Origin of the sequence: Ferribacterium limneticum, assembly GCF_020510565.1 — a bacterium.
In the GTDB taxonomy this organism is placed as follows: Bacteria; Pseudomonadota; Gammaproteobacteria; order Burkholderiales; family Rhodocyclaceae; genus Azonexus; species Azonexus limneticus_B.
In genome coordinates this window covers 782010-798584 of sequence record NZ_CP075189.1, presented here as the reverse complement: position 1 = coordinate 798584, position 16575 = coordinate 782010, and the positions used below count along the sequence as shown (strand labels likewise).

Here is a 16575-nt window from a genome sequence, read left to right as displayed (position 1 = left end):
GAGATGGATTTCAAAATTGGCGCTTTTTTCCGGTTGACCGTATCAAACGAACAATTCGACATCGCCTTCGATGGTGGAGCCGCTCAGGCGTACCTTGTAATCGTTTTCGCGGCTGAACAAGGTCTCGTTATGAACCCGGTGCAGCTTCTTGACCAGAACGCGCCCTGAATGCGGAAAATAATAGACTTTCCGCGGATATGAATCCAGCAAGTCCTTGGCGACAACGGGAATCTTTTCCGTTGTCAGGAAATCCAGTACGAATTCCGCATTCTTGGCGCCGACATTGCTGCTCGCCAGACTGGCCAGGACGGCTCCACCGCCAAACACCTTGGCCTCGAGACGGTTGCGTCGAGCCCCGAGCTTGAGCAGATGATTGATCAACACCTCCATGGCATAGGTGCCATAGCGGGCTGACATGCCGAGCGGGCTCCTGCCGCCATCATCTGGCAACATGAAGTGATTCATCCCGCCAATGCCCAAATCCGGATCTCGAATACAAGCAGCGACACAGGAGCCGAGCACCGTCACCAGCAATGCCTCCGTGCTGGAAACAAAGTACTCGCCCGGCAATATCTTGGCGGCCTCAAGGCCGAACTTTCGATCGAAATATCGATTGCTGGCTAGTTGCTCGTCGTAGGAATGTTGCACCAAGCCCCTTCCCTATCGGGCATTTGCCAGGGCATAGACCGTCTTGCCCTGTGACTTGAAAAGATCGGCAGCATGCAGGAAGCTCTCCGAATGGCCGGCAAACATCAGGCCATCGGGCTGCATTATCGGGGCGAAGCGCGACAGAATCTTGTACTGCGTCGGCTTGTCGAAATAGATCATGACATTTCGGCAGAAGATGACGTCAAGCGGCCCCTTGACCGAATAATTGGCATCCAGCAGATTGATCCGCTGAAACGACACCATCCGCTTCAGTTCGGGACGAACCGAGACAAAACCCTCCTGGCTGCCGGTGCCGCGCAAAAAGAATTGACGCAAGCGTTCAGGCGAGAGTTTTTCAACCCGTTCGATTGGATAAACCCCTTTCTCGGCCGTCGCCAGCACATTGGTATCGAGATCAGAGGCCACGATAGAAATGTGCGAAACATTGGCGCCAAAGGTTTCCGCCACAGTTATCGCAATCGAGTACGGTTCTTCGCCCGTCGACGCGGCCGAACACCACACCCGGACCGGCCGTTTGGTGCCGAGCTTGCGCAGATGGTCGGCAAATATCGGAAAGTGATGCGGTTCGCGGAAAAACGAGGTCAGGTTGGTCGTCAGCGAATTGACGAAGCGCTCCCACTCGTCGCCGCCATTACGCTCCAGGCCGTCGAGATAGGCGGCAAAAGACGGCATGCCCGTAGCACGCAGACGTCGCGCCAGGCGCGAATACACCATGTCCTGCTTGACCGGCGACAACGAAATGCCAGCGTGCTGATAAATCAGTTTGCGGACCCGTTCAAAATCGGTCGTTGAAAACGTGAATTCCCGCGCGCTGCCGTCACGCGCTGGCAGGCCGGCCGACAAGGACGATCGAAGCGTCGACGCAGGTGGTACAGGATTGCGAAAATCAACCATGACTAGAACTCCTCCCACTCATCGTCGAGACTGACCTGTTGCGCCGGCGCCTTTGGGGCGCGAGGCCGCTCGCTATTGGTTGTTGAGGCAGCTGCATGCTGGATACGGCGCTGTGGCGACGTCAGACGGGAAGGCTCCTTGTTCTCGGCAATTCGAAAAACCGAGACGGTCATCGCCAGTTGATGCGCCTGCTCTTCCAGGCTCTCCGCAGCCGCCGCAGCCTGTTCGACGAGCGCCGCATTCTGCTGCGTCACCTCATCCATCTGGCTTACCGCCAAACTGACCTGCTCGATACCCGCGCTTTGCTCACTACTGGCATCGGAGATATCACCCATGATCTTGGCCACGCGCTTGATGCTCGCCACGACCTCCTCCATCGTCCGTCCCGCCTGATCGACCAGTTTGTTACCCGTTTCGACCTTTTCAACCGAATCAGAGATCAGCCCCTTGATTTCCTTCGCTGCAGCGGCGCTGCGCTGGGCCAGATTGCGCACCTCGGTGGCCACCACGGCAAAACCACGCCCCTGTTCACCCGCACGCGCTGCCTCGACGGCCGCGTTGAGGGCTAGGATATTGGTCTGGAAGGCAATGCCGTCGATCACCCCGATGATGTCGGCGATCTTGCTGCTCGACTGATGGATTGCGCTCATCGTGTGGACGACCTGGCCGACGACCTCGCCCCCCTTGTCGGCAACCTTTTGTGCCGCACCGGCCAACTCGTTGGCCTGACGTGCGTTGTCGGCATTCTGCTTCACCGTACTGGTCAGCTGCTCCATGCTCGAAGCCGTCTCTTCGAGACTGCTCGCCTGCTGCTCCGTCCGCCCCGACAGATCCTGGTTGCCCGATGCTATTTCCTTGGCGGCCGTATTGATCGTTTGGGCCGACTGTTGAATCTCGCCGACCAGATTACGTAGCTTGGTCACTGTCTGGTTGGCATCATCACGCAAGCGGCCAAAGGTCCCTTGGTATGAACTGGTGAGCGTCTGGGTCAGGTCGCCATCGGCCACGCGGGACAAAAGATTGGCAATCTCGCCAATTGCCGCCCCGCTGGTTTCAACCAGGCTGTTGATGCCTGTTCCTAGTTCCTTGTAGAACCCTTCCAGCGTCGAGGTGTCCAGGCGGGCCTCGAGATCCCCGGCCGAAGCCTGTGAGACGAGCGCCGCTACCGAGCGCTGCGCATTCAGTTCTGCGGTGCGATCAACCCATTCGCCCACTGTGCCAAGGCGCTGACCCCGCTCGTTAACGATCGGGTTGGTAATGATGTTATAGATCCGACGACCGATACCGAGCTCGCTCTGGCGCGTACCCTGCAGTTCACGCAAGCTCTTGAGGGCTGCCTCCGGATCCTGATAAAACGCCCCGATATTGCTCCCGACAAACCCGTCAACCGTAAAACCCGGCTGCTGCTCACGCAGACCAGGCTCGATCTGGCGCAAGGTCGTCAGCAAGCCCTTGTTGGCGTAGATTACCGTGCCATCGTCATCGGCAATCCGCAGATTGGCCGAAACGCAATCCAGCGCAATGCGAATACGAAGATTGTCATTGGCGATTCGCTGTGCCTCGGCAACATTGAATCCCTGTTGAATCTGCATTGACTGCAGGCCCTGCAGAACCTGGCCGACCTCATCGTTTGCCCCGACATCCAATGGGGTATCGTATCGCCCCTCCGCCAGATCGTTAAATACCGGCAGGACTTTTTGCTGGAGCGGCCGGACGATCAGCTTTGATATCAAAAGATAAAGGAAGACCGCAAGCAGCAACGCCAGAATTAGCCCCCCCACCATGACGAAGCGTGTCACCTGGCTGGACAGGGCGTGGAACTCCTCCAGATACGTGCCACCGGCAATCAGCCACTTGGCATCGGGCAAGCTATCGAATACGACAATTTTTTCCCGGGTAACCGTATCACCCAGTTCCGTATTGAGCCATGGATAGCTGATATCACCGCTGCCACGTTCCAGCATTTCGCGAATGAACTCACGGCCACTTGCATCCTTGGCGCCGAGAACATTGCCCCCCTCTTTGGCCGGGTGGACGACGAGATTGCCCAGATCCTTGCCCGGGCTGGCATCAAGCACATAGTAGTAACCGGTTTCCCCGACCTTCAGCGAGCGAATCTGCTTCTTGAGCACCTCCAGCTCTGTCGAGATATCGAGCCCGATAAACGTCGCTCCGATCACCGTGCCGTTCTTTGCAAGGATTGGCGTATAGCTCGTGTAGAAAGCTTTGCCAAAAAGGTTGGCGCGTCCGACATAGTGCTTCCCGGCTAATAGCTCAGCCAGTGCTGGATGATCCTTGGCCAGATTTGTACCAACGGCACGCTCGCCATTCTCTTTTTTGACCGAGGTTGATATCCGGGTAAAGTCATCACCCTTGCGAATGAAGATGGTTGAGACCGCACCTGTTTTTTCAGTGAAACGATCAACTATGTCGAATTTTCCATTGAGGACATCCCCTCTCGCCAGCCGCAACACTGCCAGCTCGTCAGTCCCCTCAAGAACGATCTCATCCTGAAACGACATGGCAAAGCCACGGTTCAATTGAATGGCCTCTTTGCGCAGAGCCACGAGGTTCGTCTCAACCATGGCCTTGATCAGACCCACATTATTTCTCAGACTTTCGCGCCCCTGAGCATCAAGCAGGGTCGCCAAATGATTCCCGAGCAACGTGGTCGCGCCACCAAGAATGATGCCGAACCCCAGCAACATCCCCAGCACGATTTTTTTGGAGGACGATGCATTGGATATCCAGCGACGCAGGACGCCTACCGGCCCACCACTAACCACATTGCCGTGGCGAATCTCCTTGCCCCCCGCACGTTTCTCACGAATCTCGGCGTACACCGCCTGAGCAGCTGAAATCTGCTGTGCACTCGCCTTCCGGCGTACGGATAGAAAACCAACCACGGCACCGTTTTCACGCAACGGCGTTACGTTGGCGAGAACCCAGTAATAGTCCCCATTCTTGCAGCGATTCTTGACAACTCCGGTCCACGGACGGCCATCCTTGATATCCCGCCAAAGATCGGCAAAGGCCTCGGACGGCATGTCCGGATGACGGAGAATATTGTGTGGCTGTCCAATCAGCTCGGATTCAGAAAATCCACTGATGTCGATGAATGCTTTGTTGACATAGGTAATCTGTCCCTTGAGGTCAGTCTTCGAGGCAATAAGGGTGAGCTCATCAAGCTCAAGTTCCACATCGGTCACAGGCTGGTTGTTTCGCATCGTTTTTCTCTATGAACCTGTCGTTTTAGAACTCTTCCCACTCGTCTTCATCAGGCACGGCGAGCGCCGGCGTCTTTGCGGCGGGGATGTTCCGTGGAACAGCAACAGCCAGTTGCCTGGAAGGCGTGCTTTTTCCACCACCACGCATGCTCTGCAACAATCCGATCACCCGCGCCGATCTATTGGAAAACTCGCCGGATATTTGTGCCCTGGCCCCATCACTATTTCCCGCCAACTGGGTACGTATTACTTCCGCTGCACAGCGATGGAAGCCCGCGTGCTCGCCCTTGAGCTCGGTATACCCAGCATTTCCACGCAGCGCGCGACCATCGCCGTGAATCCAGCAGCCGAGCGCACACTGATCGTCACGCCCAACCACAGCCGGGTCAAGCTGCTCTCCGCCACCGGATACGTAATCAAGCAGGCGTTGCTTCCATTTGCCATGTGCGGCTATCGCACCATCAAAGTCCAATCCGGCCAGCTCTGACTGCCCTTTAATGACCAGTCCGCCAGAAAGACGGAATACAGCAACCGACTCAGCCAGGTTACGCGCCTGTTCTTCGAGGCTTTCGGCTGCAGCTGCCGCCTGTTCGACCAGTGCAGCATTTTGCTGAGTCATCTCATCCATCTGCCCTATTGCCAGACCAACCTGCTCGATACCCGCCGTCTGCTCGCGGCTGGCATAAGAAATATCGGCCATGATCTTGGCTACGCGCTGGATGCTCGCCACTACCTCTCCCATGGTTTGTCCAGCCTGATCGACCAAACGTCCACCGGTTTGCACCTTTTCGACGGAGTCGGAAATCAGGCCCTTGATTTCCTTGGCCGCAGCAGCACTGCGCTGGGCCAGATTTCGTACTTCAGTCGCGACCACGGCAAAACCACGCCCCTGCTCACCGGCACGAGCCGCCTCGACCGCCGCATTGAGGGCCAATATGTTTGTCTGGAAGGCAATACCATCGATAACGCTGATGATGTCGGAAATCCTGTTTGAGGCCAGATGGATGGCACCCATGGTTTCCACCACCTGCCCAACCACCTGCCCACCTTTTTCTGCCACCCTCTGCGCATTGCTCGCCAGCTCGTTGGCCTGGCGAGCATTGTCAGCGTTTTGTTTAACCGTGCTGGTTAACTGCTCCATGCTCGAAGCCGTTTCCTCAAGACTGGATGCCTGCTGCTCGGTACGCCCGGAAAGATCCTGGTTGCCGCAGGCAATCTCCTGAGCTGCCGTATTGATGGCATCGGTAGCGCTTTTGATCGAGAAAATGATCTCCTGCAGGTTGTCGACCGTGACATTGGCATCATCTTTCAATCGACCCAGGACGCCCTGATACTGGGTATCGATCTTGCGAGTCAGATCGCCTTTCGAAAGACGGGCCAGCATGGTCCCGACATCGCCCAAGGCCTGACTATTCACATCGAGAAGATCGTTAATGCCAGTAGAAATCTGCCGGAAGAAGCCACTCATCTCACTCGCATCAATGCGCCGCGAGAAATCACCGGAAGCCGCAGCCGCAATGATGCCGCTGACCTCTTCTTCGACTGCTACCTCGGCGGTGCGATCAGTCCACTCGACGACGGTGCCAAGACGTTCATTCCGCTCGTTAACAATAGGGCTGGCCACCAGTTTGAAAGTACGGCCCCCAACTATTATTTGCGCGCGATGCATGCCCTTGAGTCCAGCCAGCAGGTTGCGCTGATGCGCCGTATTCTTGTGATAGATATCGAAATTGGCCCCAAGAATCGAATCAGCTCGGAAAGCTGGCAACTCCTTGCGGATATCTGCCTCGGCAACACGCATCATGTCGAGGACCGCTGCGTTGCAATAAACGATCACCCCATCCGGATCGGCAACCATCACGCTGTTTGAAGTCACATCGAGAGCCACTTTGATGCGTAGCGCCTCGTTGGCCACCTTGTGCTCCGCTTCGGTGCGCGCTCTAAGATCGGTCTGCATGCGACTGAGCGCACGCATCAAATGCGCAGTTTCATCGTTACCACCGACATCAATTGTATTTTCCAGATGACCTGCGGCAACGGCATCGGCCACACCGACCGCCTCGTCCAAGGGGCCGGTAATCTGACGTGTAACCCACATCCCGGCCGGAATCATGATAATCAACGCCAAGCCAACCATCAGCAACATGGTGGTTTGAACACGCGACTTGACCGTGTCGATCTCGGCTACATCACGAAGATTGTTCTCTTTTTGCAGCTGTAGCATTTCGTCAGCCGCTTCGAACCACCCTTGCATTTTCGGGCGAAAAGCAGCGAAAAAATAATCTTCGAGTTCCGGTCGGTTCCCTGCCTTGATGAGCACAAACATCCGAGAAATAGATGCTTCGGCCTCCTTTCTTGCGACCACGATGCGCTCATGTATTTCCTTCCCGCGCGCCGAGCCCACTGTGCCGCCGATCTGTTTTTCGGATTCCATGTACGCCAGGAGTTCGGCTTTAACCTGCTTCTCCTCATCTTGCTGCTTCTCGATTTCCTCATGGATCATTGCCGTACGCACACTCCTGTCAATCAAGAGATTGCGCGTACGCATGTTGACGGCCAGTTCGGTTTTCTTGATGTTGTTGTTCGCTATGTGATCAACCTTGTCGCTAATCGAATTCAGGCTGAGCCAAGCAATGGCCACAAAGGCAATCATCAGTGCCAAGGCACCGACAGTCGTCATGATCAGACGGGTGCCAATTTTGAAATTGCGTAAATTCAACATACTACGGCTCCTGAATGAGGGCTGCGCGTTACTCGCTGGCCGAGTCGATGAGCGCCATATCGGCACTGGTCATCAGGCGTTCGATATCCGTAACAATCATCATGCGTGAATCGACCGTGGCCAGACCAAGTATGTATTTGGTATCAAACATCCCTGAAAAATCAGGTGCTTGGCGAATTTGCGAGCGCGTCAGAGAAAACACGTCGGAAACGCTGTCGACCACAGCACCGATGACGCGCCCGGCCACATTGAGGATGATGACTACAGTGAAGGGCGTGTATTCGATCTTGCCGAGATTGAACTTGATCCGCAGATCAACGACGGGCACGATAATGCCGCGCAAGTTGATCACCCCCTTGATGAATGGCGGGGCATTGGCGATCAGCGTCGGCGGCTCGTAACCTCGAATCTCCTGAACCTTGAGGATATCGATTGCGTACTCTTCGCTACCCAGCGTGAAGGTCAGGTACTCACTGGCCACCAGATCATCTTCGTTTGCCGGGCTACTGCCATGGCTCATCGCTTCCATCTCTTGCTCCTCAATTCAACCGTCAGCCAGCTTTTGCAGGCTTGTCTTCGCCATGCCGGCAATGGCCGACACATCCAGAATGAGCGCCACATGGCCGTCACCCATGATGGTCGCGCCGGAAATCCCCTGCACACGGCGATAGTTCGCCTCCAGGCTCTTGATGACCACCTGGTGCTGACCAACCAGCGCATCGACGAAAAGAGCTGCCTTGATACCATCCGCATCGACAACAACCATGATGCCTTGCGCGAAATTGCTCGAATGCGACTTGATATTGAATAATTCGTGCAGTACCACTACGGGTAGATAGTCGCCGCGAACCTGAATGACCCGCGCCTGATTCGATAAAGTCTTGATGTCGCCCAACTGTGGCTGAAACGACTCCACCACATATGACAGCGGCAGAATGTAGGTCTGGTCACCAACTGCGATAGACATTCCATCGAGAATAGCCAGCGTCAGCGGCAATCGAACTGTCATCCGCGTGCCGACACCCAACATCGACTCAATTTCTACGCGGCCACCCATGGACTGAATATTGCGGCGGACGACATCCATACCCACGCCACGCCCGGATACGTCAGTGACCTGATCGGCCGTCGAGAAGCCGGCTTCGAAAATAAGATTGAAAACCTCCGAGTCAGTCATCTGATCGGAAACCGGTAGTCCGCGCTCACGAGCCTTGGCCAATATCTTGTTGCGGGGCAAGCCAGCGCCATCATCACCGACCTCGATGACAACATTTCCTCCCTGATGGTAGGCCTTCAAGGTGATAGTCCCGACCGGATTTTTGCCTGCTGCAATCCGCGCTTCCGGCAATTCGATACCGTGATCGAGGCTATTGCGAATCAGGTGAGTCAAGGGATCGGCGATCCGCTCGATTAGCCCCTTGTCGAGTTCCGTCGTTTCTCCAGACGTTTTCAACTCAACCTGCTTGCCAAGCTTGCCGGAGAGATCACGGACGACACGCGGAAAGCGTGAAAAAACAAAGGAAATCTGCATCATCCGGATGGACATTACCGATTCCTGCAAATCGCGGGTATTTCGCTCCAGTTGAGTCAAACCATTGACCAGGCGTTCTGGCGCGCCCTCCTGCATCTGCGCGGCCGTCTGCAAGAGCATCGCCTGCGTAATGACCAATTCGCCGACCAGATTGATCAACTGATCGACTTTTTCAACACTGACGCGAATCGATGAGTCTGCCGCCGCAGTTGGAGTCACCGACTTGGCAGCACGAGGATGCAGCTCTCCCACTTTTTTTTCTGCAAGAACCTGAACAGAAGGTCGGCCAGGAAGGCTAGTAGATGAAACGGGGGCAGAAGAAACAGAAACAGGCGCCAGCGGCTCGAAAAAGCCGAAGCCATCCCCCTCCTCGGCCAGAGGCTGCGCCGGGGCTTGAGAAGGTAACGGCGCAAAGAAGCCGTAACCATCACCATCTTCGCTCAGCGCTGCAGTGACGGCAGGCACAATCTCACCAGCCTGTGGCGGTGGATCAAAAAATCCATAAGACTCATTCCAGGCCACAGCGGCGTCAGTACCCGCAGCAGCGCCCGGCACAGCATCTAACGGAGCAAAGAAACCATAACCGGGATCATCCTCTGGCGCCCCTGGTGAATCACCAAAGAACCCGAAAGCGCCCCCCTCGTCATCAGCAGCAGTTTCTTCAACCACCCGCCAAGCACCATTTTCTGCAATGAAATCAATCTGATCGGAAAAATCGCTCTGTTCAGCCGCGGTAACCAAACGAAGTTGCCAGTAGCCGACATTATTCATATCCGATGCCGGCTGGCTCAGTATTTCCAAAGCCCCCAATGAACGCAGCTCATCGAGAAGACTGGCCACGCCGTTACCGCGGGCCGACACATCCGTTGGGACAAACTGGATATCGAAAGTGCGCTTGCCAACAGGTATTTCCTGGGCACTCGCCACATTGCCTGACGCCGCCCTCGGCGGCGGTGCGACTGGCGCAACATCGCCGGCCGATAGCTGACGAAGGCGGGCACAAATCGACTCCACGCGCAGGGGATCGACCTCTCCTTGCCCTTGATGGGCTTCGAGCATTTCACGCAGGAGATCGCCTGATTCAAGAAAGGCGTCAACCATATCGGCCCGCAATCCCAGTTCCTGCTTGCGAATCCTGTCCAGCAGGTTCTCCAGGATGTGAGTTGTCTCAGCCAGATCGGTAAAACCGAACGTTCCCGCACTTCCCTTGATGGAGTGAGCAGCACGAAAAATGGCATTGAGTTGCTCAGAATCCGGATTTTCGACGTCCAGTTCAAGCAGCAGCCCCTCCATTGTTGCCAAGTGCTCTGCCGACTCCTCAAAAAATACCTGGTAGAACTGACTCATGTCGATAGTCATGCCACCCCCTGATCTCGGCCCCTACAAATGGAAGGCCGAAAATTGAATGCAAAAGACCTGCCCTGTTACAGGTCCGCCGGCTTCGCTTAGCCGATCACCTTGCGTACGACTTCGATCAGTTTTTGGGGGTCGAAAGGCTTGACCAGCCAACCGGTGGCACCGGCTGCACGCCCTTGCGATTTCATCGCATCTGAAGACTCGGTAGTCAGCATCAGAATGGGGGTCGAGGCGTATTGCGGCATCCCCCGAAGACTTTTGATCAAGGTCAGCCCATCCATGCGGGGCATGTTCTGGTCAGTCAAAACCAGGTTGATGCTCTTGGTCTTGGCTTTATCGAGGCCATCCTGCCCGTCGACGGCTTCAACCACGTCGTAACCCGCACTCTTCAAGGTAAAGGAGACCATCTGACGGATGGATGCGGAATCGTCAACTGCAAGAATGGTTTTTGCCATTTTTTCCTCGTGAATATTCAGAACAACGCAACTCCGCCGCGGGCGAAGCTGGTTTGACTAACAGGATTATTGTCCATTTTTTGCGAAACGACACTGGTTTTTTGCGAAATATGGTCAACGTGAGAACGGCTGGCAGAGAGAGCCTCCCATACTCCCGCGGACATCACGCCGTTTTGTCGCGAAAAAGTTCAGGCTAATCCTTGTTTCCGGGATGATTTACTCAGGTCGGGGATCAGCCCGGTTCGCTCAAACGAAATTTTCCGCTGCCGTTCGATGTTGCCACTCGTTTGGGGCAGCACGCCGACCTGTTATCCGGCAGTGCCTTTTCCAGCGCCAGGCAGTTTCAAGCCTTCAGGAAGAAGCTCCTCCTCACCGGCCTCAGACTCGGGTCCTTCTTCCTGCAAAATGGCTGTCTCCGTCTTGCGATTCAGGACAACGATACTGATTCTCCGATTAACAGAATTCAGCGGGTCGTTTTTGTCAAAAAGAACAGTCGAGGCGAGGCCGACGACACGTATTACCTTGCTGTCGTCCATGCCACCAAGGACCAACTCGCGCCTGGATGCATTTGCCCGATTGGCAGAGAGTTCCCAATTTGAGAAACCCTTTTCGCCACCGGAAAACTGCGATGCATCAGTGTGTCCGGCGAGACTGATCCGATTTGCCACACCGTTCAGCGCTTGGCCAATCTGGCGCAGGATATCGCGCGTGTAGGGCTTGAGATCGGCACTGCTGGAATCAAACATCGGCCGATTCTGCTCGTCGATGATCTGGATGCGCAGCCCCTCTGAGGTTATATCGAGCAACATCTGCTTTTTGAACTGGGCCAATTGGGGGCTCTGCTCGATCATTTTTTCGATCTCAGCCTTCAGACTCTCCAGGCGCTCCTGCTCCTTGCGGCGAAATTCGGCCTGAGCTTCCTTAGAGAAAGAAGTTGATTTCTTGGCCTCAACATCGCCGCGCTTGACTTGCCCGGACTGACGCGTCAAATCCTTCCCGCCCCCCTGAAGGACGCTGGTCGCATCGCCCGAGCCACTACCGCCCTGCATGGAAACTTTCAGCGGATTCTGGAAATGGTCGGCAATCCCCTGAAGGTCACCCTTGGCAGTCGAGCCAAGCAGCCACATCAACAGGAAGAAGGCCATCATTGCCGTCACGAAGTCGGCATAGGCGATCTTCCAGGCGCCGCCATGCGCTCCGCCGGCAACAACCTTCTTGCGCTTGATAACTATGGGGCGTGTCGAATCGTCGCTCATCGTATTTATCTAATGACTGACGACATGCTATTTGCCTTTTCGAGCTTTCAGCTCTTCCTCAAGTTCGATAAAGCTGGGGCGTTCATGCGAACCCAGGGTCTTGCGACCGAACTCGATGGCGACCTGTGGTGCATAGCCGGACATGGAGGCCAATAGAACCATCTTGATGGTCTTGTAGATCGTCGCCCCTTCGGCGGCCTTTTGTTCCAGCAGTTTGGCAACCGGCTCGACGAAGCCGTAGGAAATCAGGATACCGAGAAAGGTTCCGACCAGCGCCCCGCCGATCATTTTCCCCAGCACGGCTGGTGGGCTGCCCACCGACCCCATCACGTTCACGACGCCCATCACCGCCACCACGATACCGAAGGCCGGCACGGCACCAGCAATGCTGGCCACGACATGACCGGGTTCCGCTGCTTCGTGATGATGTGTTTCCAGCTCGACATCCATCAAGCTTTCGATTTCAACCGTATTCAGATTCCCGCCGACCATCATCCGAAGGTAGTCGCAAGTAAATTCCATCACATGATGGTCATGCACCAGATTCGGATATTTGCTGAAAATCGGGCTGGCTTCGGGATTTTCGATATCCCCCTCGATGGACATCAGACCTTCCTTGCGCACCTTGCCGAGGATTTCGAAAAGCATGGCCAAGGCATCGACATAGAATGCCTTGTTGTATTTTGATCCTTTGAGAATGCCAGGAACGGCACCAACCGTCGCCTTGATGATCTTGATGTCATTGGCCGCAACGAAGTAACCGATGGTCAAACCGATAATCGCGACGTACTCGGTCGGCACCCATAGCGCGAGGAGACTCCCGTGCAGTGCATACGTTCCCAGCGCCGAGGCCAGAATGATGACGTAACCAACAATCAGAAACATGCAAAGCCCCCTGTCGCGCCGGCAAAAACCAGCGCAGATCCGCCCAGTAATTGGTTTTCGCTATTGTAGCCACTTGAATTGCCGGCGTGCAAAGAAAGAGAGAGCCGACTTGGCGGAAATGCCCGGTGGTAGACTGAAGCATATTACGACACCGATCCACAGCCCATGATCCAATACTGCAACCACTGCGGCGCACATGTCAGCTTGGCTATTCCTCCGGGAGATTCGCTACCGCGACACGTGTGTGATACGTGCGGATACATCCACTATGAAAACCCGCGTCTGGTGGTCGGTTGCGTCGCGGAATGGGAGGATAGAATCCTGCTCTGCCGCCGTGCCATCGAGCCACGACACGGCTTCTGGACACTTCCTGCCGGCTTCATGGAAAATGGCGAAACCACGGCGCAGGCAGCGATTCGGGAAACACACGAAGAAGCGGGAGCGAGGATTCTGATTGATGCACCGTTCGCCATGATCAGCATCGCTCATATCAACCAGGTCCATTTGTTCTATCGCGGCCGCATGAGCAGCCCGCACTTTTCTGCTGGCGAGGAGAGCCTTGAAGTCAGCCTGTGCCACCCAGAGGAGATTCCCTGGAATGAACTGGCGTTTCGCAGCGTCAGCTTGTGCCTTGAGCGATACCTTGCTGATCGCGCAAAAGGTACATTCGGCTTTCACGAATCCGAAATTCTGGCCACATAGGCCTCGTCAGTCGCCGAGGCGGTATTCCACCGGCAAGGAAATCGCCATACGCCGGCCCCGCATGCCCTCCGGCAAAACCGCCAGATTGACCGCCTGCGTAACCATTTCAAGCGCCTGGGAATCAAGTAATTCGTAACCGGATGAGTTAACCAGCGAGACCATCGGGGTCCCCTGTCCTGTTGGCATGGAAACCGAGACCTGGACCACGCCTTCCCACCCCTTCTCCCGAGCCAGAGGGGGATAGACCTTGAACTGGCGGGCGCTCCGTGCAACGTTCAATCGATACCGCCCAATTTCCTCAACTGAGGCCACTGGCACATCAATCGGAGTCACCTCAAGCGAGCGATCCGACCTCGCCTCTCCGGAAACAGCAGGCTCTACGGTCGACCGGAAAAATGGGCCAAAATTGAAATTTTCTGCTGTTGATTTGGGTGGTGCGTCGGGAGCTCGAACGGCAGCCCGAGCTTTGATCATCGCAGCCTTGCGAATTCCGGGATCAAGCGAATCAATCCCGCGCTGAGAGGCAATGACCACACTCAAGGCGCTCACTCCATCGCCGTCAGGCGCTGTCCGAGCCAGTTCGCCAAGATAATTCGGCGACACCAGGATCACCACATGCAACAAAACGGAAATGACTATGGCACGAATCAGCATGCGCCAGTTTTACCGTTTTCGACACAAAAAACAAACCCCTGATCCGCTAAGCAAATCAGGGGTTTATAGCTGCCATCACTCAACGAGCGACGCGCAGGGCGGCGCCTTACTTGCCGGCCTTGCGTGAATCTTCGTCCATCTTGTTGGAGTACATCTTGCCCATGACTACACCAATGACCAGAACACCCACGATCACGGCGAAGCTCATCAGACCAAAATCGCTGCTAAACAAAAGTTCCCACGCCATATGTCACCTCCCAGTAACAAATAAAAAACTAATTTCCCGTGCGCGCCGTCAGGCGCAACGGTTCCACCGAATCAGCCTGCCAATTGCCTTGGAGCCGCCATTGAGCCGCGGGATCCTCAATCGAAACAAGCCAACGCCCAGAGACTTCCGTAGCCAGCTTGCCACTATAGAAGCCCTGTCCTTCCAAAGTCATCTTGACCAACTGGTCCTGTCCGGCACGCGTCGGATGCGCAAGTTTGAACGTGATCTCCGACGGAAAAGTTGCGTCGCGTTCCGCGCTCAGCAACAGTCGCAAATTAGGGCCTGAACGCATTACATCGCCATGCAAGCCAAGGCTGCCGGCCTTTTGGTCGCGCTGCAAGCTCTGATTAACAGACAAACCCTGCTTGTAATAGTCATCCGTCACCAAACCGTCGTTACTGACAACGGCCAGCCATAGCGTGATGAATCCTGCGACGATAACAATGCCCGGCCCAGCCATCAGAAACCAGGGCCAGCGCTCCTTGTACCAAGGTTGATTGTCGTTCTTCAATGTCATTGCGTTACTCATGTCAGGGCATCAGGAATGAGGCCTTTTCGTGAACCGCGATTTTCTCGTGGTTCTGGGCCTTGATATCAAAATAAATGGTGTTCGCGCCTTTCTTTCCGGACTCCGGCGGCACACGAACAACGATGGTCACTTCATGGTTCTCGGCACTGGCAACCTCAACGATACGGTCACCAACAATTTCCACCCCCTCCATACCCTCAACCGACAATGCATATCGCTTTGGCTCTTCGGTGGTATTCATTATTTTTAGGTTATAGACGTTTTCGATACGCCCGTCGTCAGCCTCTCGCGCCAGGAGAGAACGGTCGCGAATAACATCCACCTTCAAGGGCACGCGCACCGCCAAGGACCAGATTGCTGCAATCGTGATAGCCGTCAGAATCGTCGTGTACAGGATGATCCGTGGTCGAACAAGATGCGCAATGACCTCCTCGGAGGTAAAGTGCTTCGTCAGCGCATTTTCCGTAGTATAGCGGATCAGCCCCCTGGGCAGCCCCACCTTGTCCATTACCGGGTCACAAGCATCAATACACGCCCCGCAACCGATACATTCGTATTGCTGCCCCTTACGGATATCGATACCGGTCGGGCAAACCACCACGCACAAACCACAGTCCACGCAATCGCCCTGACCAGCCTCCTTGGCATTCACGGCCTTCTTGCGCGCGCCACGCGGCTCCCCCCGTTCCGGGTCGTAAGTGATGATCAGCGTATCGGGATCGAACATAACCCCCTGAAAACGCGCATAGGGGCACATATACTTGCAAACCTGTTCCCGAAGGAAGCCGGCCTGCATGTAGCAGAAGCCACCATAGAAAAAGGTCCAGAACAGCTCCCACCCGGAAAATCCAAAAGGCAGCGCGGCAAGCAGTTCGCTTACTGGCGTGAAATAAGCAACCAGCGTAAACCCCGTCCATAGTGAGATCAGCAACCATATGGCGTGCTTCGCAGCCTTCAGACCGAATTTCCTAACCGTCATCGGCCCTTTGTCCAACTTCATGCGCGCCGAACGTTCTCCTTCGATCCGGTTCTCAACCCACATGAATATTTCGGTGTACACGGTCTGCGGACAGGCATACCCGCAGAACAAGCGCCCGGCAATCGCCGTGAACAAGAACAGCGCATAAGCAGAAACGATAAGCAGCAAAGCCAGGTAGAAAACATCCTGGGGCCACAGGACAAGTCCGAACAAATAGAATTTTCGTTCAACCAGATGCAGCAAAACGGCCTGACGACCATTCCACTCGAGCCACGGCGCACAGTAAAAAAGAATTTGGGTAACCCAGACCAGAACCCATCGCCAATTATTCCACCACCCCTTGACGTCACGGATATAGACCTTTTTGTGTTTCTCGTAAAAAGAAACTTCCACCTGGGTATCGGCAGATTTGGCGTGAGGGCTATTGCTAGAGGGTTCCGTCATTGTC

Annotated in this window: 14 protein-coding genes; 1 reads left to right on the top strand and 13 read right to left on the bottom strand. The window is 55.3% G+C overall.

Annotated features, from left to right (window positions below; genetic code table 11):
• Positions 1-42 precede the first annotated feature (42 nt).
• From cheD to motA, 9 genes are all read right to left on the bottom strand, one after another.
• Positions 43-648, bottom strand: a complete 606-nt coding sequence (cheD, locus tag KI610_RS03855; RefSeq protein WP_226497367.1) for a chemoreceptor glutamine deamidase CheD — start codon at positions 646-648, stop codon at positions 43-45.
• Positions 649-660: 12 nt separating this feature from the next.
• Positions 661-1563 carry a CheR family methyltransferase gene (locus KI610_RS03850; protein ID WP_226497366.1) on the bottom strand — a complete coding sequence of 301 codons (903 nt, stop codon included), beginning with the start codon at positions 1561-1563 and terminating at the stop codon, positions 661-663.
• A gap of 2 nt (positions 1564-1565) precedes the next feature.
• Entirely contained in the window at positions 1566-4790 is a 3225-nt protein-coding gene (locus KI610_RS03845; protein ID WP_226497365.1) for a Cache 3/Cache 2 fusion domain-containing protein, read from the bottom strand.
• 25 nt (positions 4791-4815) lie between these two features.
• Positions 4816-7512: a methyl-accepting chemotaxis protein gene (locus tag KI610_RS20065; RefSeq protein WP_319004204.1), complete on the bottom strand. Its 2697-nt coding sequence runs from the start codon at positions 7510-7512 to the stop codon at positions 4816-4818.
• A 28-nt stretch (positions 7513-7540) separates the two neighbouring features.
• Positions 7541-8041 carry a chemotaxis protein CheW gene (locus KI610_RS03825; protein WP_226497364.1) on the bottom strand — a complete coding sequence of 167 codons (501 nt, stop codon included), beginning with the start codon at positions 8039-8041 and terminating at the stop codon, positions 7541-7543.
• Positions 8042-8056: 15 nt separating this feature from the next.
• A complete protein-coding gene (locus KI610_RS03820; protein WP_226497363.1) occupies positions 8057-10402 on the bottom strand; it encodes a chemotaxis protein CheW in 2346 nt (781 codons plus the stop codon).
• A gap of 86 nt (positions 10403-10488) precedes the next feature.
• The gene (locus tag KI610_RS03815) at positions 10489-10854 is read right to left on the bottom strand and encodes a response regulator (protein WP_226497362.1); all 366 of its coding nucleotides are present in this window, start codon (positions 10852-10854) and stop codon (positions 10489-10491) included.
• 308 nt (positions 10855-11162) lie between these two features.
• Entirely contained in the window at positions 11163-12110 is a 948-nt protein-coding gene (gene motB, locus KI610_RS03810) for a flagellar motor protein MotB (RefSeq protein ID WP_226497361.1), read from the bottom strand.
• 27 nt (positions 12111-12137) lie between these two features.
• Positions 12138-12995, bottom strand: a complete 858-nt coding sequence (motA, locus tag KI610_RS03805) for a flagellar motor stator protein MotA (RefSeq protein ID WP_226497360.1) — start codon at positions 12993-12995, stop codon at positions 12138-12140.
• A gap of 168 nt (positions 12996-13163) precedes the next feature.
• Between motA and KI610_RS03800 the strand changes: the two genes are divergently transcribed.
• Complete coding sequence (locus KI610_RS03800) at positions 13164-13697, top strand: NUDIX hydrolase (RefSeq protein WP_226498503.1); 534 nt, start codon at positions 13164-13166, stop codon at positions 13695-13697.
• 6 nt (positions 13698-13703) lie between these two features.
• On the opposite strand, the gene KI610_RS03795 is transcribed toward KI610_RS03800, so the two are convergent.
• From KI610_RS03795 to ccoG, 4 genes are all read right to left on the bottom strand, one after another.
• Positions 13704-14351: an energy transducer TonB gene (locus KI610_RS03795; RefSeq protein ID WP_226497359.1), complete on the bottom strand. Its 648-nt coding sequence runs from the start codon at positions 14349-14351 to the stop codon at positions 13704-13706.
• 106 nt (positions 14352-14457) lie between these two features.
• Positions 14458-14598, bottom strand: coding sequence for a DUF3149 domain-containing protein (locus tag KI610_RS03790; RefSeq protein WP_226497358.1), 141 nt, complete (start codon positions 14596-14598; stop codon positions 14458-14460).
• 28 nt (positions 14599-14626) lie between these two features.
• On the bottom strand, positions 14627-15136 hold the full coding sequence (locus KI610_RS03785; protein ID WP_226497357.1) for a FixH family protein: 510 nt from the start codon (positions 15134-15136) through the stop codon (positions 14627-14629).
• Positions 15137-15149: 13 nt separating this feature from the next.
• Positions 15150-16571: a cytochrome c oxidase accessory protein CcoG gene (gene ccoG, locus KI610_RS03780; RefSeq protein WP_226497356.1), complete on the bottom strand. Its 1422-nt coding sequence runs from the start codon at positions 16569-16571 to the stop codon at positions 15150-15152.
• Positions 16572-16575 lie beyond the last annotated feature (4 nt).